Source organism: Sulfitobacter sp. M368 (assembly GCF_025141875.1).
Lineage (GTDB): Bacteria > Pseudomonadota > Alphaproteobacteria > Rhodobacterales > Rhodobacteraceae > Sulfitobacter > Sulfitobacter mediterraneus_A.
In genome coordinates this window covers 1,180,286-1,203,507 of record NZ_CP081113.1, presented here as the reverse complement: position 1 = coordinate 1,203,507, position 23,222 = coordinate 1,180,286, and the positions used below count along the sequence as shown (strand labels likewise).

The 23,222-nt window shown below is 57.9% G+C and carries 22 protein-coding genes and 1 tRNA gene; 10 read left to right on the top strand and 13 right to left on the bottom strand.

Features of this window, described 5'->3' with window-relative positions:
• Nucleotide 1 precedes the first annotated feature (1 nt).
• The 12 genes from lysM to K3754_RS06000 all read right to left on the bottom strand — a co-directional run bounded on the left by lysM (nucleotide 2) and on the right by K3754_RS06000 (nucleotide 12,552).
• Nucleotides 2-433 carry a peptidoglycan-binding protein LysM gene (lysM, locus tag K3754_RS06055; RefSeq protein ID WP_037908994.1) on the bottom strand — a complete coding sequence of 144 codons (432 nt, stop codon included), beginning with the start codon at nucleotides 431-433 and terminating at the stop codon, nucleotides 2-4.
• A 65-nt stretch (nucleotides 434-498) separates the two neighbouring features.
• Nucleotides 499-2,322, bottom strand: coding sequence for an ABC transporter transmembrane domain-containing protein (locus K3754_RS06050; RefSeq protein ID WP_259941941.1), 1,824 nt, complete (start codon nucleotides 2,320-2,322; stop codon nucleotides 499-501).
• Nucleotides 2,323-2,421: 99 nt separating this feature from the next.
• Nucleotides 2,422-2,496 (bottom strand) — tRNA-Gly (locus K3754_RS06045).
• A 109-nt stretch (nucleotides 2,497-2,605) separates the two neighbouring features.
• Complete coding sequence (locus tag K3754_RS06040) at nucleotides 2,606-4,036, bottom strand: mandelate racemase (RefSeq protein ID WP_259941938.1); 1,431 nt, start codon at nucleotides 4,034-4,036, stop codon at nucleotides 2,606-2,608.
• A 60-nt stretch (nucleotides 4,037-4,096) separates the two neighbouring features.
• Complete coding sequence (locus tag K3754_RS06035; protein WP_203211875.1) at nucleotides 4,097-5,077, bottom strand: ABC transporter substrate-binding protein; 981 nt, start codon at nucleotides 5,075-5,077, stop codon at nucleotides 4,097-4,099.
• A 35-nt stretch (nucleotides 5,078-5,112) separates the two neighbouring features.
• Entirely contained in the window at nucleotides 5,113-5,889 is a 777-nt protein-coding gene (locus K3754_RS06030; protein ID WP_203211876.1) for an ABC transporter ATP-binding protein, read from the bottom strand.
• Entirely contained in the window at nucleotides 5,886-6,638 is a 753-nt protein-coding gene (locus tag K3754_RS06025; RefSeq protein ID WP_203211877.1) for an ABC transporter permease, read from the bottom strand. Before K3754_RS06025 ends, K3754_RS06030 begins: the two co-directional genes overlap by 4 nt.
• A 39-nt stretch (nucleotides 6,639-6,677) precedes the next feature.
• Nucleotides 6,678-7,733 carry an NAD(P)-dependent oxidoreductase gene (locus K3754_RS06020; protein ID WP_203211878.1) on the bottom strand — a complete coding sequence of 352 codons (1,056 nt, stop codon included), beginning with the start codon at nucleotides 7,731-7,733 and terminating at the stop codon, nucleotides 6,678-6,680.
• Nucleotides 7,734-7,757: 24 nt separating this feature from the next.
• Nucleotides 7,758-8,849: a dihydrodipicolinate synthase family protein gene (locus K3754_RS06015; protein ID WP_259941932.1), complete on the bottom strand. Its 1,092-nt coding sequence runs from the start codon at nucleotides 8,847-8,849 to the stop codon at nucleotides 7,758-7,760.
• Complete coding sequence (locus tag K3754_RS06010; protein ID WP_203211880.1) at nucleotides 8,846-10,444, bottom strand: acyl CoA:acetate/3-ketoacid CoA transferase; 1,599 nt, start codon at nucleotides 10,442-10,444, stop codon at nucleotides 8,846-8,848. The genes K3754_RS06015 and K3754_RS06010 overlap by 4 nt, the downstream gene beginning before the upstream one ends.
• Complete coding sequence (locus K3754_RS06005) at nucleotides 10,441-11,193, bottom strand: enoyl-CoA hydratase/isomerase family protein (RefSeq protein WP_259941928.1); 753 nt, start codon at nucleotides 11,191-11,193, stop codon at nucleotides 10,441-10,443. Before K3754_RS06005 ends, K3754_RS06010 begins: the two co-directional genes overlap by 4 nt.
• Nucleotides 11,194-11,217: 24 nt before the next feature.
• Nucleotides 11,218-12,552, bottom strand: coding sequence for an FAD-dependent oxidoreductase (locus K3754_RS06000; RefSeq protein ID WP_259941925.1), 1,335 nt, complete (start codon nucleotides 12,550-12,552; stop codon nucleotides 11,218-11,220).
• A 106-nt stretch (nucleotides 12,553-12,658) separates the two neighbouring features.
• Between K3754_RS06000 and K3754_RS05995 the strand changes: the two genes are divergently transcribed.
• Nucleotides 12,659-13,345: a GntR family transcriptional regulator gene (locus K3754_RS05995; RefSeq protein WP_203211883.1), complete on the top strand. Its 687-nt coding sequence runs from the start codon at nucleotides 12,659-12,661 to the stop codon at nucleotides 13,343-13,345.
• Nucleotides 13,346-13,424: 79 nt separating this feature from the next.
• Here the strand turns inward: K3754_RS05995 and K3754_RS05990 are convergent, their stop codons facing one another.
• The gene (locus tag K3754_RS05990; RefSeq protein WP_203211884.1) at nucleotides 13,425-14,318 is read right to left on the bottom strand and encodes a LysR family transcriptional regulator; all 894 of its coding nucleotides are present in this window, start codon (nucleotides 14,316-14,318) and stop codon (nucleotides 13,425-13,427) included.
• Between the two features lie 117 nt (nucleotides 14,319-14,435).
• On the opposite strand from K3754_RS05990, the gene K3754_RS05985 reads away from it, so the two are divergent.
• The 9 genes from K3754_RS05985 (at nucleotide 14,436) to K3754_RS05945 (ending at nucleotide 23,199) form a co-directional block, all read left to right on the top strand.
• The gene (locus K3754_RS05985) at nucleotides 14,436-15,380 is read left to right on the top strand and encodes a tripartite tricarboxylate transporter substrate binding protein (RefSeq protein ID WP_203211885.1); all 945 of its coding nucleotides are present in this window, start codon (nucleotides 14,436-14,438) and stop codon (nucleotides 15,378-15,380) included.
• Nucleotides 15,377-15,877, top strand: coding sequence for a tripartite tricarboxylate transporter TctB family protein (locus K3754_RS05980; RefSeq protein WP_259941919.1), 501 nt, complete (start codon nucleotides 15,377-15,379; stop codon nucleotides 15,875-15,877). Before K3754_RS05985 ends, K3754_RS05980 begins: the two co-directional genes overlap by 4 nt.
• Before the next feature lie 39 nt (nucleotides 15,878-15,916).
• Nucleotides 15,917-17,365 carry a tripartite tricarboxylate transporter permease gene (locus tag K3754_RS05975; protein ID WP_259941915.1) on the top strand — a complete coding sequence of 483 codons (1,449 nt, stop codon included), beginning with the start codon at nucleotides 15,917-15,919 and terminating at the stop codon, nucleotides 17,363-17,365.
• Complete coding sequence (locus K3754_RS05970) at nucleotides 17,362-18,201, top strand: amidohydrolase (protein ID WP_259941913.1); 840 nt, start codon at nucleotides 17,362-17,364, stop codon at nucleotides 18,199-18,201. The genes K3754_RS05975 and K3754_RS05970 overlap by 4 nt, the downstream gene beginning before the upstream one ends.
• 19 nt (nucleotides 18,202-18,220) lie before the next feature.
• Entirely contained in the window at nucleotides 18,221-19,387 is a 1,167-nt protein-coding gene (locus K3754_RS05965) for a UxaA family hydrolase (protein WP_259941910.1), read from the top strand.
• On the top strand, nucleotides 19,384-19,686 hold the full coding sequence (locus K3754_RS05960; protein WP_259941908.1) for a UxaA family hydrolase: 303 nt from the start codon (nucleotides 19,384-19,386) through the stop codon (nucleotides 19,684-19,686). The genes K3754_RS05965 and K3754_RS05960 overlap by 4 nt, the downstream gene beginning before the upstream one ends.
• 306 nt (nucleotides 19,687-19,992) lie before the next feature.
• A complete protein-coding gene (locus K3754_RS05955) occupies nucleotides 19,993-21,384 on the top strand; it encodes an MFS transporter (RefSeq protein ID WP_259941907.1) in 1,392 nt (463 codons plus the stop codon).
• On the top strand, nucleotides 21,381-22,325 hold the full coding sequence (locus tag K3754_RS05950) for an alpha/beta hydrolase (protein ID WP_259941905.1): 945 nt from the start codon (nucleotides 21,381-21,383) through the stop codon (nucleotides 22,323-22,325). The genes K3754_RS05955 and K3754_RS05950 overlap by 4 nt, the downstream gene beginning before the upstream one ends.
• The gene (locus K3754_RS05945; RefSeq protein ID WP_259941903.1) at nucleotides 22,312-23,199 is read left to right on the top strand and encodes an SDR family oxidoreductase; all 888 of its coding nucleotides are present in this window, start codon (nucleotides 22,312-22,314) and stop codon (nucleotides 23,197-23,199) included. The genes K3754_RS05950 and K3754_RS05945 overlap by 14 nt, the downstream gene beginning before the upstream one ends.
• The last annotated feature ends 23 nt before the right edge of the window (nucleotides 23,200-23,222 follow it).

The following is a 23,222-nucleotide window of genomic DNA, read 5'->3' as shown; positions in this document are numbered from 1 at the left end:
ATCAGGCTGCGGGGATGCGCAGCACCTGGCCGGGGTAAATCTTGTCCGGATCGCTGAGCATCGGCTTGTTCGCCTCGAAGATCTCCATATAACGCGATCCCTTGCCCAATGCCTTTTCCGACACCGCCCAAAGCGTGTCACCCTTTTCAACGGTGTGGAACACCGGATCGGCGTCGCCGCCCGATACATCATCCTCAACCGCTGCCACGCCTTCGACGTTGCCCACCGCGAGGATGACCTTTTCCTTCATTTCCTGACTGGCGGCCTTGCCGCTGACCTTGACGGTGTCTCCTTCGACCGTGATATCCAGATCATCGGAATCCAGGCCCAGCTCCTTCAGCTCGTCCTTCAGGGCCGCACCGGTCACCTCTTCATCATCACCGCCGCCAAAAACCTTTTTGCCAGCGTCCTTAACAAAACTCCACAAACCCATCTCAATACTCCCATTGATGAAAAAGGTCCGGCAACAGCGCCGAACCGGAACAGATCCCGTTCAGGCTACTCTGCTGCCATCCCGTCTGTAAACTGCAACCGTGCCAGCCGCGCGTAAAGCCCGCCTTTGGCGACCAGTTCGTCATGAGTTCCGGTCGCGACGATCCGGCCCGCCTCCAAAACGACAATCCGCTCGGCCTTTTTCACAGTCGCCAATCGGTGGGCCACGATCAATGTGGTGCGGTCCGCGCTCAGCTTGTCCACCGCCAGTTGGACAGCGCGTTCGCTTTCTGCATCCAGAGCCGAAGTTGCCTCGTCCAGCAGCAGCACCGGGGCATCCCGCAAGATGGCACGGGCAATCGCGATCCGCTGTTTTTGACCGCCAGACAGCATCACGCCCCGCTCGCCAAGGTAGCTGTCATAGCCCTCCGGCAAGGCGCTGATGAACGCATGGGCGGCGGCGGCGCGTGCTGCCTCCTGCACATCGGCATCCGAGGCATCAGGGCGGCCAAAGCGGATGTTTTCAGCGGCACTGGCCGCAAAAATGACCGGATCCTGCGGCACCAGAGCAATCGACCGGCGGAAATCGTCCCGCGCCAATGTGCGCAGATCGGCGCCGTCCAGAGTGATGCGCCCGGACGCCGGGTCATAGAACCGTTGAATAAGCTGGATGATCGTGGTCTTGCCCGCGCCCGACGGTCCGACAAAGGCAACGGTTTCACCCGGCGTGATGGTCAGCGTCACACCATCCAGTGCAACAACATCGGGCCTTGCCGGATAGGAAAAATGCACATCTTCAAACGCGATCAACCCCTTGACCGGCTGTGCCAATGTCGCGGCATTGGCCGGATCTTGCACCGCGTCTTCGGTTTGCAGCAACTCGACAAGCCGCTCTGTGGCCCCTGCTGCGCGCTGCAATTCGCCCCAGATTTCTGACAGTGCCGCAACCGCGCCGGCGACCATCACCGCATAAATCACAAACTGCACCAAAGCGCCTGCTGACATCTGGTCTGCCCGCACATCCCGCGCCCCGATCCAAAGCACACCAACCACGCCCGAGAACACCAGGAAAATCACAATAACTGTCATCGCCGCGCGGGTCTTGATCCGCCGCCGCGCTGCATCAAAAGACGCCTCGGTCATCTGCGCAAACTGACCTCGGCTGGCCATTTCATGGGTGAAGGCCTGCACTGTCTGCACGGCAGTAAGGCTTTCCGATGCATTGCCTGAGGACGCCGCAATCCAATCCTGGTTTTCGCGGCTCATCACGCGCAGCCTGCGGCCCAGAGTCAGAATCGGGATCACAACAGCAGGCACGATCAACAGGACAAGCCCCGTCAGCTTGGCAGATGTCAGCAGCATCAGAACAAGGCCACCTAGGAAAATCAAAAGGTTACGCAGCGCAATTGAGACCGACGATCCGATCACCGACAAGATCAGCGTGGTGTCCGTCGTAATCCGGCTCAGCACTTCACCGGTCATGATGTTTTCGTAAAACGCCGGGCTCATCCCGATCACGCGATCAAAAACTGCCTTGCGAATGTCGGCCACAACCCGTTCGCCCAAGCGAGTGACAAGCGCATAGCGCAGACCCGTTCCAACCGCCAGAAGCCCTGCAATCACCAAAGCCGCGAGAAAGTACTGATCGAGAAGCTCAGGCTCACTGGTGCCGAAATTGTCCACCACGCGGCGCACCGCCAATGGCAAGGTCAGCGAGATCACCGCCGTCGAGATCAGCGCAAGAACAGCAGCGATCATCAACGCGCGGTAGGGCCACATGAACGGCATCAACGCCCGCAGCGCCCCCAACTTGCGGGATTTCTCCCGTTCAGCGTTGGCAGTGCCAGCCGGAACCGGTGGCGGGGTGTTGAGGGTCGTGCGCCGGGCCATGGAACATCCTTTGTGATGATGCACCGGTCATGGCCTGAGCCAACGGCAGGGTCAAGCGCCCTACTGTCGCGGCGTGCAAATTCAAATGATGGGAAATGTTGGAGCGGGCGGAGGGAATCGAACCCTCATCTTCAGTTTGGAAAACTGAGGTCTTAACCATTACACAACGCCCGCTCGGACAGGTTGGTGATTATTTCAAAGGGTTATGGGGGTCAAGTGCAATATGAGGATCATGGGCCGTGCAGGACGGTTCAAGAGGCCTCAAGCTTGCATCCATCACTGGCTAACGGACATGCTGGACGGTTTCAAACGCGTCCAGCAATAGCGACAAGGGCAGACTTGTCCCATAGCCGCTGGAGTTGATGGACCGTGTCGAAAGCTGACCTTGCTGGATTTTCAGATCCACCCGCCCGTCCCCGGCGCGATAAAGATCCCCGTGTTGATCCAGCAGCGCCGAGCGCCAGCTTTGCGGGGCACCTGCAAGCCCGTCACCGTATTGATGGCCGTTGCGCTCTATGTGCGTGCATCCAATGAGGTTGGCCAAGACCACGTCTTGCTGCAAGGCGATCCCGGCCTGGGTGGACAGATCCTCGGCGGACAAGAAGAACCCGCCCAACGGATCTTCAGCATTCCATTTGGCCACCCGCGCACGGTTCAAAAGGGACCGGTATACCCCCTTGCAGGATTTGCTGGATACACCGCGATAACCCAAAGCTTGCGCAGCAAAAAATGCGGTCATGCTTGCATCGGATTCGTCGATTTCGCAGGGTAGATCCGCGCCGACCTGCCCCAAAGGCACCGAAAGTGCGTTCGCCCTTGCGATGGGCTGTTCCACAATTCTCACTGCGTTTGTCAGACGGCCCAGTTGTGGTTGGGCTTTTGCGTTCTCCCAAAACGCCGCAAAGGCGTCGGGTGTTAGAAACTGTTCATTGCCATCAAGTGTGCAAAAATAACCGCCATGCAAGTCATCCAGTACCCCGGCAATCCGGCTCAGACGATCAATGTCTGCAGCCGCATCACCCGACAGCTTTAGCTTGAATGCACGCAGCCCGTAAGCCTCGCAATTTTCGCGCAGGGTTTGCGGCAATCCGTCATTCGGCCCATCGGCGGCCTTGCCTTGCGCCTCGATCACATCTGTAAGGCCGACAGTATGCCGCACTGTCATTGTGTCCGCAGGACGCAACGATGCAAGGAAGGACGGCAGGTCAAAACCCGTCAAATCATGCGCTGTGTCACTTGTGATGCCCGGAAGATTCTGCGCAATCGCCGCGGCAAAGGACACACCCCAAGCGCGGCAACATGCATCTAGAATGGCCCGGTCGATTTGGGCCAAACCAAACCCCGCAACAAGACCCGGCAATTCTTGTTCGGCGCATTCTTCGTGATGTATGGTTTCCGCAGCGCTGTGATGGCCAAATGCACTGGCGTACCGCCGCCCGTCAACATAATGGCTGGCGGCAATTGCTATGGAACGGCGCAGTTGTTCGAAGTTGTCCTGGTTGGTCAATTCAGGTGATTTGTCGAACCATTTGGGCGCCAGAAGGTCGGCGGCGATGCCCCAATGAGACTTCTGATCACGGGTTGTAATGCGGACCGCGACATAGGCTTCTGGTGCTGATGTTAAGGTGACAACACCGTACCGAAACGGCATTCGGAATGTCACCGGCCGCTCGAGTTGAATGACTTCGTCGACGGTAAACTGAAATTCAGACATGGACGCACTTATATTTGCCCCTTCGGCATTTCGGCCAAAGGGGCGGTTGTTTCGGATCGATTACTTTGGGTAGGTCACTGATGTATCGATGAATTCATTGGTAAACACCGTTGATGTATCCAGATCATCAAGACCATAGGCCTGTTGAACCACCTTGTAGTCCTGCGCGAGGCGGTCACCGCTCCATTCTCCGACGGACAACGTGTTGCCGACACCGGGCATGACCCGCGACGCATATTCCAACTGGCGTTCCGCATCTGACAACTTCAGGCTGACCGCTTCGGACAAGGCAGCGGCGCAGGGTGCTGGAGTTTCCAGGCAGAAGGAGAATGCCTTTTGCGTCACGTTGACCATCGCTTTTACCGCATCCTTTTTGGTTTCAAGCGTGTCATCACTGGCCCAATAGGCAAGGCTGTAGTTGTTCATGCCCTCATCGCGCAAAAGCGCATAGCCCAGATCATCACCAAAGATGTCTTCGTAGATGAAGTGCACGGAATAGAAATGCGTCGTCGCGTCAATGGAGCCTGACTGCAATGCCGCCACCTTGGCCGTGGGCTGCAAATTCACCCAAGTGACATCATCGGGATCGAGTCCAATCGCCTGAGAAATCGGAACCCACATCTGGCGGGCCGCGTCAAAGGCAGGCGCGCCGATCTTCTTGCCCTTCAGATCCTGAACACTCGAGATGCCAGAGCTTTTTTTCCAATAGAGGCCAGCCGCGTTGTCATTGTAGGCGACAAAGATGCCTTTCATCTTGCTGCCTTTGCCCAGGAACTGAAGCGCCGTTGGCGTGTCGATGATGGCCAGTTCTGCCTGCCCAACATCCAGCGCTTTGGCCGCCGCACCGGAGCCGGAGCCTTGCCGTACTTCAAGATCCACACCCGCGTCGGTGTACCAACCCTGTTGCAAGGCGTAATAGATCGGTGCGTGATCGCCGCCGGCTTTCCAGTTCAATTGCAGGCTCAATTCTTCGGCCTGTGCTGCGGCTGAGGTGGTGCATGCCAGGGCGCTTGCGCCCAGCAGTTTCGCTATGTTTCTCATGGTTTCCTCCCTTAGAGAATTTTCGTGGTTCTGGTTCAGTCCAATCCAAGCAGGCGATAGATTTGCTTGGTGTATTCGCCAAATTTTTCGGTTGTTTTGACGTCGAGTGTTCGGGGTTCTGGCAAGTCGATATCGAAATGCGCGGCCATGCGTGCCGGACCGGAAGTCATCACGGCCACCTGGCTGCCCAGAAACACGGCCTCTTGAATGCCGTGGGTGACAAACAAGATGGTCTTTTTGCTTTCTTTCCAGATCCGAAGCAGTTCGAGGTTCATCCTCTCTCGGGTCAGCGCGTCCAATGCGCCAAAAGGCTCATCCATCAAAATCAGGCGCGGGTCATGCACAAGGGCGCGGGCAATCGACGCCCGCTGTTGCATGCCGCCTGAGAGTTGCTGCGGAAACGCATCGGCAAAGTCGCCAAGGCCGACCATCTCAATCAGGTCTTTTGCCCGCTCCCGGCTTTCTTTTTGCGGAAGTCCAAGGATTTCGGCCGGCAGCATGACGTTGTCGATGATCGTGCGCCATTTCAGTAAAAGCGCCTTTTGGAACACCATGCCGATGTCTTTGCCCGGCGTAAACGGGGACAGGTCATTGCCGATTTGTACGGTGCCTTCGGTGGCGGGATGCAGTTCGGACAGGATGCTGAGAATGGTCGATTTACCACAGCCTGACGGCCCGACAATCGACACCAATTCCCCCTCTTTCACTTCAAAGGAGACATCCTGCACAGCAAGGAACTCTTTGTCGCCAACCTTGAAGACTTTCTTAACGCCGTCCAGCTTGACGAAGGGCTGAGGATCGATCTTGCTCATGTCTGAATTCCCTTACGTGTGATGAAGATGTATTCGAGCGCGATGACAAAGCCGTAGAGGGCCATGCCAATCGCCGTGATCAGCAGCAGCGCCATCATCATTGCCGAGGTGTTGAGCGCGTTCTGCTGGATCAGCAGAAAGTTCCCCAAACCCTCTTCGGAGGCGATGAATTCGCCCACGATTGCGCCTGCCACAGCGAGGATTGCGGCAACCTTCATCCCGGAGAACAGATAGGGGAGAGATCCAGGCAATTGGATCTTGATGAAGATCTGCCAGCGGTTCGCCTTGAGCGCCTTGACCAGGTTGATAAGATCCGGCTCCACCTCGACCAACCCGCGATAGGTCGTCAGAACAATCGGGAAGAAGCAGATTGTGAATGCAATTATCATATTGGGAACAATGCCGTAGCTGAACCAGATGATGAACAACGGCGCCATCGCGACTTTGGGCACCATGTTCAAAGTCACCAGCAGCGGCATCAGCGATGCGTTCAGCGGCGGCACCCAGACGAACAAAACCGCCAGCGCCACCCCCACGATCACAGCCATGGCATAACCGCCAAAGATCTCCAACGTGGTGACCCATGTATGGGTCCACCAGTTATAAGAACTGTCCGTGATTTCCGCGATGGTCTCGAGCGGTGATGGCAAGATGTAGCTGGGTACATCTGCGACGATGACAGCGAGCTGCCACAACAGGACGAACCCGATATGCGCCGCAATTGCGTATAAGTATCCACGAGCGGACATGTTGCGTCCCTCCTTGTTCAAAGTGCGTTGCTGGTCCGATCAAAATTCGCCTGATCGCACTTCGAATTTTGACGGTTTGCCATGAACGGGTTTGCCTGTCTTGACCCAGTCAGCGACCCATTTGATCATCGGATCCATCGGGACAACCGGATTGCCCAGAATGCCGTTGGCCTTGTCACAGTTGACCAGCAAACAATTGTCCTGCTCCTGGCCGGTGAACCGCGGCTCGATCCCGAACTCCTGGCCAAACCGGTTGGCGAGGTAGCGTACCGATACAGTTTCTGGGCCACCAACGTTGATCGGGCTGGTTGGAACGGTGGTGTTTGCCAACATGCGGAGGAATTGCGCATTTGCATCGCCCTGCCACATGATATTGACGTGGCCCGTGTCCAGCGGAATATCTTTTCCGTCTTTCACCCAGCTCGCGATTTCCTGCATCACGCCATACCGGGGGTCGATCGCATAGACAAAGCGCATGGCGCGGCCGGGCGTCCCGTGCAGCTTGGAGAAATACTCGAATGTCCGTTCACGGCCGACGACAGAGTTTGCGTATTCGCCGGGCCGGGCCAAGGGCAGATCCTGTTCCGTTACTCCGCCATGCAGAGGGTTCGACCATGGATAGACGTGAATGGTCGAAAAAGTGACGAGCCGGCTGTCTTTGAAAGCTTCGGCCGTGATCTGCGGCGCGATTGTGTTCATTGCCCAGAGGAAATCTTCGCGGCCCCGGAAATCGAACTTGAGCCCCGCCATGTAGATCACGTTTTTGATCTTCGGCAGCGCGTTCACAGCATCCCGATCCAGCAGATCACACGGGATCGTCTCAATGCCCCATGCATTCAGCCGCTCTTGCACGCCTTCTTCGGAAAACCGCGAGACACCGATCACGCGCTTGTCCGGGCAGGCCTTTTTGGCCATGCGGGCCATTGTCACGCCGATCTTTCCGCCGACGCCCAAGATCATGATGTCGCCGTCCAGACTGTTCAGATCATCAACGACCTCCTGTGTCGGGATCGACATGAAATCTTCAAGGTGTTCGACATCGCGAAACGCTTCGGGAAACAAGCTCGGGTTCAGGGTTTCAATTGTAGTTGTCATTTGGGTTCCTCCCCTTGGGGTCGTTCAGGTCACAAGCGGGTGCGCGTTTTGGTCACCGCTCAGCCAGCGTTCAAGATTGATTTTTACAAAGATGTCGTCGTTCATTTCCGGATACATCCGGTAAACGCGGTCAATTTGTTCAAGTTGACCGGGGCTTAGGGTTTCGTCCGGATTGAGGCACAATGTGTTCTCTGCCAGCCCCTGCCGGCGCAACACTTCGAGACAACCGGGGATGCAGCCCTTGAGATCGTTCAGCGCGTCATAAATCGCCAGATTACAATCTGTTACCATGCTATCGAGGGCCAGCAGATCTTCGGGCATATCCGCGCCATCCGGAACCGCCTGAATGCGGCGCAGCATCTTGGCGGATTTCTCGACCCAAACGCTCCAATGGCCCAGAAGCCCGCCGCGAATGCGGGCCCGGCGTTCTTGTTTGCCATCCTCAGAGCGCACAACGAAAGGCTGGATCAGATCCAGAATGATATGATCGTCATTGCCGGTGTAGAGCGTGATCCGATCTTCGGCGCCGGCATCATAGACCGCGCGGACAATATCAATCGTCCGGTACCGATCAAACGGGGCCATCTTGATCGCGATGACGTTTTCAATCTGCGCAAAGGCCTTCCAGAACTCATAGGACAGATGGAAGCCCCCCACCGAAGGCAAAAGGGCAAATCCGATGACCGGCATTTCCTTTGCAACGGTCCGGCAATGCTCAAGAATCTCCGCCTCCGGCACGCCGTTGAGGTGGGCAAGGTTCAAGAGTGCCGCGTGGTACCCCAGCCCACGGGCGACCTGCGCCTCTTGGGCAGCCTGTGCCGTTTTGCCCGTCACCCCCGCAATGAGAAGCCGCGCGTCGTCCGTCCAGTCAAGCGCTGTCTCGGCTGCGAGGCGCAAGACCGGCTCATAAAGTCCGACGTCGCGGATGGCGAATTGGGTTGTGTGAACGCCCACGGCAATGCCGCCTGCCCCGGCATCCAAATAATACCGCGTGACGGCCTGTTGGCGGGTGGTGTCCAACTTGCGGTCATTGTCCAACAGTAACGGATGGGCCGGAATGGCCACGCCGGTACGAAGAAGGTTCAACGCCTCTTTTGGGATGTCTTGGGCAATCATGTGCTCACGCGCTCCTCTTCCCGATCTGGTTTCAAGAAATGGGCCGCATCCATCAGGGCCAGCGGCTCCGCTATTCTGACCGGTGCAAAATCCATCAGGTCAAGAACCTGCGTTTGAAGATCAATGCCAGGCGCAATTTCGATCAGCTCAAGACCATCCGCTGCGCATCTGAAAACAGCCCGTTCAGTGACGATCAACGCATCCTGGTTTCGTTCGGATACACCGTGTTGAACCCGGTAGGTGATGGAGGCGGCTTCTTTGACAAACTTCCGCACTTTCCCCTCCCGTTCGATCACCAGCTTGCCAGCGACCACATCGGCACGCAATCCACCGGTTGTGAAAGTACCTGCAAAAATAAGGCGTTCGGCATTCTGCGCGATGTCGATAAACCCACCAGCACCCGGATTGGCCTTGCCAAATTTCGACACGTTCACAACGCCGGAAGCGTCATATTCCGCAAAACTCAGCGCAGTGAATTTGCACAATCCCCCATCGATCACGTCAAACTGCGTGACCCCATCAAGCAATGCATCAGGGTTGATATTGGCCGAAAACTGCCAGCCGGGCATCACGATACCGCCGTAGGCGCCGTGTTCCGTCGTGCCGGGATAATCGTATATGCCACCGTTATCAAACTGGCCGTTCTCGGCCATGACCAAAGGCACATCGGTGGCCGCGCCAAAGCCAAAGATTGACAGCTCGTGCTTGCGAACCTCCGGGGCGATCCGGTTGGCAATAATCCGGTCCACCGAAAACGGTGGCGCGGAAAGAGTTGAGATATCCTTGTGCTCGCCGCCGAAATAGGCCGCATCATAGGGCACATCAGTGGTCATCATCATATCGGGATCAACAACCACCTGATCGACAAACACGCCCGGAAGCCGATTCTGGCTGGCGGGACGATCCCCCACGGGCACAACGCGGCGCACTTGGGCAATCACCTTGCCGCCCGACGCCTTGGCCGCCAGCGCCAATGCGACGTTGGAGGTGGTCAGCGGCTCATCTTCCCAACTGAGGTTGCCATGTTCATCTGCCGTGGCCGCCCGCAGGATCGCCACATCGATGGGCCAACTGGGGTAGAACAACAGCTCCTCGTCATCGAGGGTGATCACACGGATCAGATCCTCGGTTGCCTTATCGGTAAACTTGCCACCGCCGTGACGGGGGTCGGCATATGTTCCCAGACCAACGCGGGTCATATATCCGGGGCTCTTGCGGGCCACTTCGCGCAGCCAATGCATGGTTGCGCCAATCGGCCAGCTGTAAGCTTCGACCTTGTTGTCATGGATCAACCGCATCAAGGCAGGTCGCTGCCCGGTCGCCGGATCAACCGGATTGATATAGCTGCCCGACACGATGCGTTTCATCAGCCCTTCACGGGCGACGTGATCCATCCCCTTGATGCCAACCGCATCCCCTGTCCCGCAAGGGAAAAAGAATGTCAGATCGCGGGGCGCGGCGGTTTGTGCAAACCGGTCCCCCAATGCCTTGAGCACCTTGTCCGGTGTGACCCAGCCGATGACACCTGCACTGGCAACTGTTGCATGTGACGGAATGTCCGCAACGGCTTGGGCTTCTGTGACGATCTTGTTCATCGGGCCACCGTAAACTTGGCCAGAACGGCCTTCGCCGCCTCGCTTTGGCAATCAAGCCCAAACAATCGGTTGGCCTCTGCATCCTGCCGTTCGGCGTCAGCCGTGGCGGTTGTTTCAAAGAACCTCTTGGTTGAGGCCACGGCATTCGCGGGCAAATCGGCCAACCGCTTTGCAATTCCGCACGCGGCAACCAGCGCCTCTCCGTCCGGGGCAATCACATCGGCAACCCCAAGGCGCAGCGCCTCTGCCCCGTCGATCTCCAGAACACCCCATGTGATAAGCCGGGCGTTTGCAGCGCTCGTGCGCGCCGCCAAGGTTTGCAGACCCCAAGGCGGGATCCAGCCATTGCGCACTTCTGGCATGTTCCATTTTGTGCTGGCCGCACTGACAACGATGTCGCAGGACGTCGCCAGGATAAACCCGCCGCCCAGCGCATAACCCTCCACGGCCGCCACAACGGGAATGGACAACATCCCGATCTGTCGTGCGATACGTGCGGTTTCCGCCTCATGGGCGCACATGTCCGGTATCGAAAGTCCGCCCAGCTCCTTGAGATCACTGCCCGCACAGAAAGCTGGTGCTGCACCGGTAAGAACAACCGCTTTACACTCGGGATCTTTTTCCAGATCCAGCAGCGCGGCATAAAGTTCGGCCATGCTTTGTGTGCCCAGCGCATTGCGGCGGGCCGGTTTGTTGTTTGTGACGATTGCGTAGCCGTCTTTGTGATCTATCAAAATCTGATCGCTCATTGCAGTTCTCCAGTCAGGCGGGTCTTAGTCCAGCCGGGCATTTTCACGGTTCAAAATCATGCGGATATCCGCGCCTTGAATATCTCTTGGGGCAACGCCGTCCCGCGCGGCTATCACCGCCGCGTGACCCACCGCATGACCATATCCAAAACACTGCGCCGTCACACGAGCCGAGGCGACGGCCTCATGCTCTGCCGACAGGCACCGGCCAGCGACCATCAGGTTTTCGCCCGCCTGCGGAACGAAACACCCAAAGGGGATTTCATAAACGTCGTTCAGCAGCCATTCGACCTTGGGCTTTATTCCCGAATGCAGTTCAATCGGCCAAGGGGACCGCGCGATCCCATGTTTGAATTTTGTGCCAAGGACCACGTCAGTATTGGTCAGCTTGGTCGTGCCTTCGACCTGCCGGGTTTGCCGAACACCCACCTGAACCGCCATGTCGTTGACAAAGGACTGCTCGCATCCCACGAGATTGTCCTTGAAGAACCGCGCGTATTCACGGGCTTGCCGGCGCCCCTGTATTTCCGCCTCTGAAAAGTCTTTCCAGAACAATGGGTTCAGCTCGCGACCATCCTCGCCAATGATCCGCGTGCAATTGCAAAGCAGCTCATTCGGGCGGGTTGTTGGAAACAGCCAGATCTTGGCCCGTGGCAGGGTATATTTCCCTGATGCATTGCTATCGATGATCAGTTGCGAGACATCTGGCGGCATAATGGTGTCCGCGCCATAACGTGCCTTGAACGCACCGACATCGACACCCAAAAGCCGAAAGATCATCGTCGGGTTCTGCACCCGCCCGTTGTCTCCGACAAAGTTGGGCAGGCCTGCCATTGCCACGATATCTGCATCCCCTGACGCGTCCACAGTGACCTTGGCGCGCACCTCCAGCGGCCCCTGTTTTGTCCAAACCTCGACACCTTCGATTTTCTCACCTTCGGCCAGAACGCGCGTTGCGACCGCGTGATAGATGGTTGTAACGCCCGCCTCGGTCAAAAGATCATCCGACACCTCACGCCAGACAATCGGATCATGCACGCGGGTAAAGGTTTTTCCGTATTGCACTGGCTCTGCCAGTCCGCCGCGTTCTTCCATCCGGCTGATAAATTCCGATGCAAATCCATGCACGGCCAGGACTGGCGCATTGGACTGATTGTCGGTTGCCTCGTAGAGCCCGCAAATGGTGCCGGAGTGACCGGCCACTGCCCCGCCGCCGGCAAAGCCGTGACGTTCAATCACGACGACCCGCAGACCGGCGCGTGCCGCAATGGTTGCGGTTGTCACCCCTGCGGCGCCACCGCCAACGACAACCAAATCGCAATCCAGTCTTTGCTTGGCTCTTAGGTCTTGCGCAGTCATCTCACCCCCTGATCGTCATCTGATATATCAGTTGTTGATTTGACTAATAAGCAATTGATATACACCTTGTCAACAATTACATTTGCCCCGAAGTGGAGCATGACTGATGGTAAAAGAGATTGTTGAAGATCCGGCGGTGATCGAAGCGGGCGACAGATCGCTGACAGACATTGCCTATGACGCGATCCAAAAGATGATCGTAACAGGACGCCTTGGCACCCATCAGCTTATCTCAGAAAGCGAACTTGGCCGTGAGTTGGGATGCGGCAGAACGCCCGTGCGCGAGGCGCTTCAGCGGCTGAAGTTCGAAGGGTTTGTCGAGGTTCTGCCGCGCCGTGGAATTCTGGTAACCGCCGCTGATGTCACAGGCCAGCTGGAGCTGCTGGAAATGCGCCGCCCCCTTGAAAAGCTGGTGGTATCTTTGGCGGCCAAACGCGCCAAGCCCAAACAAAAGCAGGCCATGTTGCATCTTGCGGATGAGTTGGAGCGGGCCATCAAGGAAAACGACATTGAGCATTACCTCGATATCAACAAGATGATCCACGAGATTCAGGCCGAAGCCACGGGCAACCGGTTTCTAAAAAACCAGATCACCGTTGTTCACAACCTTTCGCGGCGGTTTTGGTATGCGTCCATTTCGGACACCGACAGTTTTTCCATCGCCGCAAAACATCACGCCGCCACCTTGCGTGCAATTGCGGCTGGCGATGAAACCGGCGCGATGGAAAGCAACTGCGCCCTTTTGGATTGTCTTGAGAAAGCCACCAAGGATTCGATTCGCGGAATTGGCTGATCGCGCAATGGGCATGCCATGCCTGCCGAATTGCCTATGGGACAGCGCGGGCAGACAATAGGGCCAAGACCTGCGCTTGCTACACTTTTCCAACATGCGCCTTGAGCACATCAACAAAACGCCTCTGCGGCCGCGTGACCGGCTCGCCTGCCCGTGTCATGATGCCCATGGGCCGCTCAAGCATCGACCCCATTTCCAGAAATGTCACATCGGATCGCGGATGCGCAGCGATCAGCGCGTCGGTTGCGGTGCCAAGCATCCCACTATGCCCGACGCAGGAAATCACAAACGGCATAAAGTTGGTCTCTATCTCTGCAACGGGGGGCGCCAGCCCCTGCTCCAAAAACAGATTGTCCAATCGGGCACGGAACAAGGTGCTCCGAACCGGCAACACCCACTGGTAGGCCTCCAGATCTTTGAGAGAAACGGGATCGTTCTCCAGCAGTTCGTGCCCTTTGGCCAGGATGATCCCCTGACGGTTCGATGCGATCGGTTCAAAAATCAGGTCGTCCATATCTTCCATCTGTGACACCCCGACCACCAAATCCAGCCGCCCATCGCGCAAATCGGCGACCAAGGCCCGTGTGTTGCGCCCCGACGAGATGAAAATTTGCGTGCCGGGGTATTTCTGGCGCAAGTCAAGAACCGCCTGTTCGACCCCAAACTCAAGCCACTCTGGCGCCGCTCCGATGGCGATTGCGCCATCCCGGCCCTCGATCAGGTCGGACACGGTACTGACCGCGCGATCAGACTGCGCCAGAACCAGCCGCGCATGGGGCAGCAGGGTGCGTCCGGCCTGGGTCAATGTCATGCCCTGAACCGACCGGCGGAACAGTGCGCCGCCAAGACTGGTCTCAAGCCGCTGGATACTCTTGGTGAGGCCGGTCTGCGTGATATTCAGTTTTTCCCGTGCCCGGCCAAGGCTTCCCTCTTCGGCAACTGTCACGAAATGTCGCAAACTTTGGATGTTCATACGGCCTCCAGCCTACCTACCATGACAAGCTATCATGCCAGCATGACAAATTGAAACTATTGCTTATGCATCAACCCTGTCATGCTAACCAGGAATTAACCTCTGGGAGGAGAGATCATGAAGTATCTGGCACTTGCCGCGGCGATGGCCGCAGGATTGGCAAGCCCGCTTTTGGCGGATTACCCCGAACAACCGATCAAGCTGATTGTACCGACTGGTGCTGGCGGCGGTATGGACACCACGGCCCGTATCGTTCAGCGCACCATTGAAGCCAACAACTTGCTGCCCGAAAGCATCGCCATCGTGAATATGAAGGGCGCAGGCGGCACCATCGGCACCCGCGAAGTTCTCAAGGCGGATCCGGACGGCTATACATTCGGGTTCTGGCACGAAGGCATCGTGACCTCGAATGTCATGGGTGTGGTGGACTACGACCACAACGACTTTGAAATTGTCGGCGCGACGGGTTTTGTCGGTCTTGGCATAGGTGTGCGCAAGGACAGCGACATCGCGTCCTTGAAAGACTTGTTGGAGCGCGGCAAATCAGCGCCGGATACGCTTTCGGCTGCCACAAACATCGGACTGACCGTGCATTTCTTTCCACTTCTGGTGGCCGAGGAAGCCGGAGCAAAGTTTCGTTTTGTCCAGGCCGGCGGCGGGGCCAAGCGTCTGGCCGCGGTCTTGGGCGGGCACAATGATTTTGCCACTTTTGGCGTGAACGAGCTGGTCAAACACAAGGATTCGGGGCTGCGTGCCATCGCCGTCCTTGCAAATGAACGCAGCGCGGCATTGCCTGATGTGCCCACCGCAGCCGAGATCGGCATCCCGGTTTCTGCGCAGCACACAAGGATCTGGCTCGCGCCCAAAGGGACGCCCGAAGACCGGTTGAACGTCATGCGCGATGCCCTGCGAGCGGCAATGTCCAACGCAGATCTACAGGCAGAATTCGAAACTCTGGGCATTTCGGCCAGCTTCATCGAACCGGATGCCCTTGATGCCCAGCTTGACGACTTTAGCGCCAAAATTGCACCACTGGTCGAAACGGTCAAAGCGTCGAAATGAGCACGCAAGCCGAAAACCTGCCTGAGGGCGGCTCACCCCGCCCGACGGACAACGCCGATCTCCACCTCTGTATCTTTACCGCCATCATTGCGGCTGGATTATACGCAGGTGCATCGGTGCTGCCACCGCCAACATTTGATCCTTTGGGATCGGCCGCCGTGCCAAAGGCAGTGGCTGTTGTTCTGGCCGGTTTGGCACTGCTTGTGCTGATGCCCTATGTGCGGCAGCGGCGGCAATCGGAAGCCACCGGCCAGGCCTCCCTTCAAGGGGCCGCAAACGGGGCCGGCATTGTGCTGTTGGCATTGCTTTATACCGGCGTGCTGGATTTCCGGATTGTCCCCTTCTGGCTAGCAACACTCCTGTTCATCCCCGCAGCAGGCGCCATCATCCGGCCTGAACGGTCGGTGCTGATCGTGAACCTGATCATTGGTTTGATCCTCGGCGTTGGCGGCCAGTGGATCTTTACGAAATTCTTTTACATGGATCTGCCGGTGTAAACTATGACTGAAGCTCTGTTTTCTGCCCTCATACAGGTCATGCAATTTCCGACCGTGCTTTGGCTGATCCTCGGTGTTGGCTGCGGTATCGTGGTTGGTGCCATCCCTGGCCTCGGCGGCGGGATGCTTATCTCGCTGACCATTCCGCTGACATTCGGGATGAACGCGACCGACGCGTTGGTGATGATGATTGGCATGTATGTCGGCGCTGTGTCCGGCGGAATGGTCAGCGCGACCCTGCTGCGCATGCCCGGAACGCCGTCGGCTGTCATGACCACATTTGACGGCCACCCAATGGCGGCCCGCGGCGAAGCGGGCAGAGCCTTGGGTCTTGGCGTCACCGCCTCTTTGGTAGGTGGATTGATCGCAGGTGTTTTTCTGGTTGTCATGTCTCCGCCGCTGGCCAAGCTGGCGCTGACCTTCGGGCCCTGGGAATATTTCAGCATGGTGCTGCTGGCGATGGTCCTGATCGCCGCGTTGTCCAAAGGCTCGATGGCAAAAGGCCTGCTCGGCGGCGCGCTTGGCATTGCCTTTGCCCTGCCTGGCCTGAATGAAAGCGATGGTCAATTGCGTTTGACCTTTGGTGTGGATGAGCTGGCGGACGGCTTCAACCTATTGCCCGTCCTGCTGGGTGTTTTTGTGATGAGCCAAATCATCAGAGACACCGCAGCCGCTGCCACCCGCGGCGCGCCGCCGATCATGGCAAAGTTTGACAAGACAAAACTGCCGGGCCTGCGCGACTTGCGTCGCCACGGCGGCAATATGTTCCGCTCTTCTGTGATCGGCACCTTTGTCGGTGTTCTGCCCGGCGTTGGCGCCTCCATCGCGTCGATGATCGCCTATGGCACCGCCAGAAGCTTTTCCAAGACCCCCGAAAAGTTCGGCACCGGCTGCGAAGAAGGCATCGTCGCCTCGGAATCGGCCAACAATTCGAACGTTGGCGGGGCCTTGGTTCCGCTGATCACCATGGGCATTCCCGGAAGCCCCATCGATGCGATCCTTCTGGGGGCATTGGTGCTGCACCAAATCCAGCCCGGTCCGCTTTTGTTTGTAACCAACGGTGAGTTTGTCTGGGCCCTGATGGCGGCCTACCTGATCGCCAATGTCTTGATGTTCGCCATGATGGTTCTTGCGCTGCCGGCATTGGCACGGATCGTGCGGATCAAAACCGCCTACCTGATGCCTGCGATCTTTGTGTTCTGCGTCATCGGTGCTTTTGGTCTGTCGAACCGGATGTTTGATGTCTACGTGGTGATCGGGTTTGGCCTCGTTGGGGTCTTGCTCGAACGGGCAAAGGTGCCTGTCGGCCCCTTCGTCATCGGCTTTGTGCTGGCCAGCATTCTGGAAGCAGAGCTGCGGTCCGGCTTGCAGGCCTCTGGCGGGTCTTATCTGCCCATGCTGACCCGGCCTGTCAGCCTTTTCTTTGTGCTTTCTGCCGGGGTTCTGCTGGCCCTGCAAATGATCCCCCGGCGCGGCGGCAAAACATGACGAACCGCTGCACAGAAACACTTCGGCTGCGCCCCGATGCCGGGGCCTGCGACACCCACATCCATTTCTTTGCGGCAGGGGTAAAACGGGCCAAGAGCGCGCAAAAACCGTTGCCCCCACCTTGCGGGCGCAGCGAATATACCAAGGTGCAAGAGGCGCTGGGGCTCAGCCGGGCGGTTCTGGTCCAGCCCACACATTACGGGCAAGACAATTCTGTGCAGCTTGGCGCAGTGGCGCAGTTCGACGGCAATGCACGTATGGTGGCGGTGGTTTCCCCCGATGTCTCCGATGCGCAGCTGCACGATCTGCACCAGCGCGGAGTACGCGGCTTGCGCTATTTTTTGCTGGATGGCGGGGCAGTTACCCGCGACGGGCTGGTGCAAACCGCCCAGCGCATCGCACCCTTGGGGTGGCACATTGAGATACAGGTCAACGGGCGTGAACTGCCCGATCTGGTTTCGACACTTTGTGCTTTGCCTTGCGATGTTGTCATCGCACATATCGGCAGGTTCCTCCCTCCTGTCAAAGTCACACATCATGCGTTCCGCACATTGCTAACGCTTGTGGACGCCGGGGCCTGGGTGAAAATCTCGGCGCCCTATGTCAATTCGCGCAGCGGCGGGCCGGATTTTGAAGATGTCGCCGCAGAGGCCCGTGCCTTGATTGCACATGCGCCCGGCCGGATGCTTTGGGCCTCAAACTGGCCGCATACCAACGATGTCCCCGCCCCGTCAGAAACGCATTTGCTCAACCTTCTGCTGGATTGGTGTAATGAGGATCCGGAGACCTACAACCGGATACTCTGCGCCAACCCCGCGCAGCTTTACGGGTTCTGAAACCGGTCAGGAAAATGCGATGACGGCCCTGCAAGACTTTGATGGATATCACAGGCCCAATGGTTTGGTGGGCGTCCGCAACCATGTTCTTGTGCTGTCCGTGACGGGGCTGACCACCGCCCCAGCCCGGCAGATCGGCGCAGCAGTGCAAGGGTGCCACGTCGTAACGATGCCCTATTCGACCGGATTGATCGGCCAGGACCGAGAAGTACATTACCGCGCCCTTGTCGGCCTGGCCTGCAACCCCAACAATGGCGCCGTTCTCCTGATAAGCGACCACAAGCCCAAAGCGGAAACACTGGCCCAAGCCATCAAGGCAGAAGGTCAAACTGTCCAGATCCTGACCTTGAACGAGGTGGAACAAGACCCCGTCGATCTTGTTGCGAAAGGCACACGCATGGCTGCGCAACTGGCCAAAGACCTGTCCAGCCAGCGCCGCGCACCCGCGCCGGTTTCTGCACTGCGCGTTGGATTGAAATGCGGGCGGTCCGACCCCAGTTCAGGTCTGATCGCCAATCCCAGCACCGGGGCTTTTATCGACCAATTGATTGCACAGGGCGGCACAGCCATCTTTGGCGAGGTCGTTGAATGGATCGGGGCGGAGCATCTCTTGGCAGCGCGGGCCGCGTCAGCAGAAATTGCAGATCGGCTTGTCACCCTCCCCGCAGGGCGCGAAGCCTCTGCCATGGCCACCGGTCTCAACCTGATGGGCAGCAATCCCAGCCCCACAAACATCGCCGCAGGGCTTTCCAGCATCGAAGAAAAGTCACTGGGCGGGATTTCAAAGACCGGATCAACCCCGATCATGGGCGTTCTGGACTATGCAGAAACGCCCCAAGGCAGCGGATTGTTCGCCATGGACACGCCAAACTATGCGCCCGAACACCTAACGGCCCTGGCCGCTGCCGGGTGCCAAATCGCGCTTTTCACAACGGGTGCGGGGAACAGCTTTGTCAGCGGGCTCATGCCCACGATCAAGATCTGCGGGAACAAGGTGAGTTGTCAGCGACTGTTCCAGCAGTTCGACGTGCGGCTTGACGACTTGATTGAGACAGCAGCCCCCCTGCCGACCGGGTCAAGACGGATCGCAGAGGCAACCCTTGATGTGGCCAATGGCCAGATGACATGGGGCGAAATATTGAAACAGGGCGATGATGTTGTCAGCCGATTTGGAGCGGCACTTTGAGCAAGGCATCCCCGCAAAAGACCGTCCCCGCCATCGTCCTACATCCGGACGATACTGTTGCAACACTGCTGGCCGGTGCCAAGACAGGCGACAGTATTGCCATTGGGTCTCACCAACCATTGGTCGCCAAAGAGGATATTCCAATCTACTTCAAGGTCTGCTTGAGCGATCACAAGGCCGGTAGCGACGTGATCAAATACGGTCAAACCATTGGCACCGCACAGACTGCCATTCGCAAGGGCGAGAAAGTTCATATCCACAATATGACGTCCAAGCGCGGCCGTCACTCAGGGCACTGACCGGCCAAGAAAACTTGCCCAGAATGGCAGAATCGCAGCGGTATCCCTGCCCCATGACATCAACCGGAATACGATCCGAAAACGGGCGCAGTCGCACCCGAAATACGCCCGACGGTGATCAATTTACCGGCAACTGTCCCCAATCCTGATCCGCTTTTCCCGCCGAACCACAGGCAGAACGTCCACATCCTATGATCGCAGGGCGGCCTTGCATAAAGGGATTTCCAACACGCTTGTGAGATTTCAAATTAAATGATAAGCATATCATTAAACCTCATGTCAGAGGGTTCTTTGGGAGGGGAACAGATGACCAAGACCAAATCCGCAGGAGGGTTGTCGATTGGCCGCAAAATGGCCTATGGCGCAGCCGAATTGAACGTCGGCCTCGCCTTTATCGCGATCAACTCATGGCTGCTGTATTTCTTTGTGAACATCGCGGCGATCCCGCCATTTCTGGCAGGTATCGCCTTTCTGACGGGGCGCCTGTTTGATGCGGTGATGGATCCGGTGATCGGGCGTTGGTCGGACCGGATGCGCCATTCTGTCGGCCGGAAACCGGCGATCAAATGGGCCCTGTTGCCCGGCGCGCTCAGCTATGTTGCGATCTGGGCACTGCCTGTTTTGGTCGACGGCACAGCCGCCAAATTCGTTCTGGCGACTTTAGGTTTCATGACTTTCTCGTTGTTCTTTACCATGATCTCGATCCCGCGCCTGGCCTTGGTGCCGGATCTCGAACCGACCTACCATGGCCGTACCAAGCTGTTGTCGGTCAATTTCATGTTCAACTTCCTCGCCGTGCTGATCGCCATCGCTGTCACGCCCGGCTTGGTGCTGGCACTTGGGCAGGCCACTGATCTGGCAGCATCCCCCGCATTAGCTTGGATCACGGTTGCCGCTGTGTTCGCGGCGGTAGGCGCGGTCTCATTGGTCCCCTTCCTTTGGGCCATTCCCGATGCAAAGACCGGAGCGGATGCCCTGCCGAGCAAGCCGTTTTGGGCTGAGGTCAAAAGCCTCTTCCGAACGCCGGGTTATACCCGCATCGTGTTGATTTTGCTTTTGTCAGTGCTGGGCACGTTGATTGTGCAATCCATGGTGCCGTTCTATCTCGAAAGCGTGATCGGCGTGCCGGGCCCGGCACAGGGGCCGATCCTGGGGGCGATCTTTCTGTTGTCGATCCTGTCCTTCCCGCTCTGGGCCTTTGTCGGCGGCAAGATCGGCAAACACCGCGGCTTGATCGCAGGTTTCGTGGTCTATGGCGTGTTCCTTGCCATGATCCCCTTCATCCCAAGGGACGGGGTGACGCCCACGCTTATGATTGCTGCCGCGATCTCTGGCATCGGGATCTCTGCCATCAATCTGTTTCCTTGGGCGATGCTGCCTGACGCCGTGGACATGGACGCGCAGACGCACGGGGCCAAACGCGAGGGGCTGGTGTCGTCGGTCTTTGTTTTTGCGCAAAAGATCGCCGGATCGCTGGCGATCTTCTGGAACGCCATGATGTTGTCGGTCTTTGATCATCAAGCCGGGCAAGTTGTCCAAAGCGAGGGCACGTTGACCGCCTTTGTCTGGATGACCGGCCCGATCCCGCTGGCGATCTTTCTTGTCGCGATGGTTCTGACCTTTGGATATCCGATCACCCGCGCTGTGCAACAAGGCCTGCGAACAAATACGGCCCAGCCTCAGGACGGAGAGGCATGATGGCGCAAGCTCACACCACTGCCAGAGATCTGGCGGCAAAGATTGCCACCTGCGAGACCGACATCGAGGTTGGCGGCGATCTTGTACATGTCTGGGTCAAACGGGCACAAGACGTATCTGGCAAACAGCCAGCCATCGTTCTGGCGCATGGATTTTCTGGGGTGATCCATGAACCGCTTTTGCGGTATGGCGATCATTTCGCCGCAGCCGGATTGACCGTGGTTTTGTTTGACTACCGCACCTTTGGCAGATCCGGTGGCCTGCCCCGTCAGTGGATGGATATTCCAAGACAGCAAGAGGAATGGCGTGCGGTGATTGACTGGACCCGCGCCCGCGACGATGTGGATCCCGCGCGTGTGGCGATTTGGGGGTCGTCCTTTTCCGGCGGTCACGTCATGGATATTGCCCGCACCGCGCCCGTGGCGGCCGCCATCGCCCAAGCGCCCTTTGCCGACGGACGCCAAAACACGGGCGATCCCAAAACCGCGTTTCGCCTATTCATCGCCGCGCTGCGGGACCGCTGGCGCGAAAAACGTGGCAAATATCCTTATTACGTCGGCGCAACAGGCCATCCCGGCACACTCTGCGCCATGACAACGCCCGACGCCATTCAGCCCGATTGGTGGCAAAAGGATCAAGGCTCTACCATGGAAAACCGGATCACCCCGCGCGTCTTTCTGCAGATGCTGAAATGGCGGCCCGGCACGACCACTGCCGAAATTCCCTGCCCATTACTGGTGCAAATCGCAACCAAGGATGCCGTGACGCCTCCCGAACCGGCCCGCGCCGCGGCGTCTAACGCGCCCAAGGGAAGACATATCGACTATCCGATTGAACATTTCGAAATTTATCACGGTGCGCCCTTCAAAGCCGCGATCGCCGATCAGATTGCATTTTTGCAAAGCGCCCTGAACATGGAGACCGCCAATGTCAACGCTTGAGAACCGCGTCATTCTGATCACCGGTCCGGCCCGCAATGTAGGCCGTGCGATGGCCCGCGCCATGCACGCAGAAGGCGCGCATATCGTTCTGGCCGGTCTTGAACCTGAACTGTTGCAGGCACTTAAGAACGAACTCGGCGGGCGCACGATGGCCGTGGATATGGACGTGACCGACGATACCTCTGTCAAGGCAGCGTTTGAAGCCGCAGCACAGGAGTTTGGTCGCATCGATGCGGTGGTGTCAAATGCCGGCATCATGGGCACCGGCAGCGTTGAAGCTGCGCCGCCAGCGACGATGGAACGTATGGTTTCCGTCAATCTCACCGGCACTTACCGCGTCGCCCATGTCGCCCTGCCCTACCTGATGATGAGCCGGGGGTATTTCCTGTCTGTTTGTTCAACCGCTGCAGTCGCCCATTCGCCGCTGCAGGGCCAATATTGCGCAACCAAAGCAGGCGTCTGGGCGCTTATGGATTGCATGCGCCAAGAAGTGCGGCACCGGGGCGTTGATGTAGGCGCGCTCTGCCCCAGCTTTGTCGTGCCCGACCCTGACGAAATTCGTCCGGTGGATCAAGTCATGGTGCATCTTTGGGGCGAGCCGAACCTTGGCGGCAAACAATCCGTTTCTGCCCGTGACGTGGCACAGGTGGCCGTGGGAATGGTGAAGAAACGGGAACGCGAAGCCGTTGCGCCGCGCCGGATGAACTATGTCATTCGCTGGCCCCGCTTTGTTCAAAGAATGCTGGAACGCGCCTATAAGGATGAAAACATCGAGGCCGCAATGACGGCCTCGCGCAAGCTGGCGGAACAGGGACGTATCGTATCGACGGATCTGGGCCACGAGGATGACGGAGCGCTCGACAAGGCGGGTTAGTTAAGGTCACACCTTGGTGTCTT

What these genes read in the sequence shown, in the direction of transcription:
- lysM (WP_037908994.1), bottom strand. Translation starts at nt 433, where the DNA reads ATGGGTTTGTGGAGTTTTGTTAAGGACGCTGGCAAAAAGGTTTTTGGC.
- K3754_RS06050 (WP_259941941.1), bottom strand. Translation starts at nt 2,322, where the DNA reads ATGGCCCGGCGCACGACCCTCAACACCCCGCCACCGGTTCCGGCTGGC.
- K3754_RS06040 (WP_259941938.1), bottom strand. Translation starts at nt 4,036, where the DNA reads ATGTCTGAATTTCAGTTTACCGTCGACGAAGTCATTCAACTCGAGCGG.
- K3754_RS06035 (WP_203211875.1), bottom strand. Translation starts at nt 5,077, where the DNA reads ATGAGAAACATAGCGAAACTGCTGGGCGCAAGCGCCCTGGCATGCACC.
- K3754_RS06030 (WP_203211876.1), bottom strand. Translation starts at nt 5,889, where the DNA reads ATGAGCAAGATCGATCCTCAGCCCTTCGTCAAGCTGGACGGCGTTAAG.
- K3754_RS06025 (WP_203211877.1), bottom strand. Translation starts at nt 6,638, where the DNA reads ATGTCCGCTCGTGGATACTTATACGCAATTGCGGCGCATATCGGGTTC.
- K3754_RS06020 (WP_203211878.1), bottom strand. Translation starts at nt 7,733, where the DNA reads ATGACAACTACAATTGAAACCCTGAACCCGAGCTTGTTTCCCGAAGCG.
- K3754_RS06015 (WP_259941932.1), bottom strand. Translation starts at nt 8,849, where the DNA reads ATGATTGCCCAAGACATCCCAAAAGAGGCGTTGAACCTTCTTCGTACC.
- K3754_RS06010 (WP_203211880.1), bottom strand. Translation starts at nt 10,444, where the DNA reads ATGAACAAGATCGTCACAGAAGCCCAAGCCGTTGCGGACATTCCGTCA.
- K3754_RS06005 (WP_259941928.1), bottom strand. Translation starts at nt 11,193, where the DNA reads ATGAGCGATCAGATTTTGATAGATCACAAAGACGGCTACGCAATCGTC.
- K3754_RS06000 (WP_259941925.1), bottom strand. Translation starts at nt 12,552, where the DNA reads ATGACTGCGCAAGACCTAAGAGCCAAGCAAAGACTGGATTGCGATTTG.
- K3754_RS05995 (WP_203211883.1), top strand. Translation starts at nt 12,659, where the DNA reads ATGGTAAAAGAGATTGTTGAAGATCCGGCGGTGATCGAAGCGGGCGAC.
- K3754_RS05990 (WP_203211884.1), bottom strand. Translation starts at nt 14,318, where the DNA reads ATGAACATCCAAAGTTTGCGACATTTCGTGACAGTTGCCGAAGAGGGA.
- K3754_RS05985 (WP_203211885.1), top strand. Translation starts at nt 14,436, where the DNA reads ATGAAGTATCTGGCACTTGCCGCGGCGATGGCCGCAGGATTGGCAAGC.
- K3754_RS05980 (WP_259941919.1), top strand. Translation starts at nt 15,377, where the DNA reads ATGAGCACGCAAGCCGAAAACCTGCCTGAGGGCGGCTCACCCCGCCCG.
- K3754_RS05975 (WP_259941915.1), top strand. Translation starts at nt 15,917, where the DNA reads ATGCAATTTCCGACCGTGCTTTGGCTGATCCTCGGTGTTGGCTGCGGT.
- K3754_RS05970 (WP_259941913.1), top strand. Translation starts at nt 17,362, where the DNA reads ATGACGAACCGCTGCACAGAAACACTTCGGCTGCGCCCCGATGCCGGG.
- K3754_RS05965 (WP_259941910.1), top strand. Translation starts at nt 18,221, where the DNA reads ATGACGGCCCTGCAAGACTTTGATGGATATCACAGGCCCAATGGTTTG.
- K3754_RS05955 (WP_259941907.1), top strand. Translation starts at nt 19,993, where the DNA reads ATGACCAAGACCAAATCCGCAGGAGGGTTGTCGATTGGCCGCAAAATG.
- K3754_RS05950 (WP_259941905.1), top strand. Translation starts at nt 21,381, where the DNA reads ATGATGGCGCAAGCTCACACCACTGCCAGAGATCTGGCGGCAAAGATT.
- K3754_RS05945 (WP_259941903.1), top strand. Translation starts at nt 22,312, where the DNA reads ATGTCAACGCTTGAGAACCGCGTCATTCTGATCACCGGTCCGGCCCGC.